This is a genomic window from Streptomyces sp. SID4985 (assembly GCF_009863025.1).
Lineage (GTDB): Bacteria > Actinomycetota > Actinomycetes > Streptomycetales > Streptomycetaceae > Streptomyces.
In genome coordinates this window covers 1-394 of the sequence record NZ_WWIR01000238.1, presented here as the reverse complement: position 1 = coordinate 394, position 394 = coordinate 1, and the positions used below count along the sequence as shown (strand labels likewise).

The following is a 394-nucleotide window of genomic DNA, read 5'->3' as shown; positions in this document are numbered from 1 at the left end:
AGGACCGGGTCGAGCTGCACTCCCTCGGCACCGGCCGCCGCCCCCGCGCCGCGCTCGCCGTCGGCACCGCCGCCGCTCCCGGCACCGCCGAGCGCTACGCCGTCCACTCCGCCATCGCCCTGCTCACCCTCACCACCGAGCGCTCCCGCTCGCTGCACGCCGCCGAACAACGCGTCGGCGCCGCCGTGCTGCGGATGCTGCTCGCCGGGGAGCCGGACCACGCCCGCGCCGTCGCCGGTGACCTGTACGACGGGCTGCTCGACGCGCCGTTCCGGGTGCTCGTCGCCGAGACGGACAGCGCGGGCGACGGCGATCCGCTCGGCGGTCTCGCGGAGGCGGTGGAGTCGGCCGCCGCCCGCTCCGGCGAGGCCGTCCTCGCCGTGCCCGACGGCCA

General features: G+C 78.9%; 1 pseudogene. It reads left to right on the top strand.

The window, feature by feature from the left end:
* Positions 1–394 (top strand): annotated as a pseudogene (locus tag GTW40_RS09780) (PucR family transcriptional regulator); the annotation flags it as partial.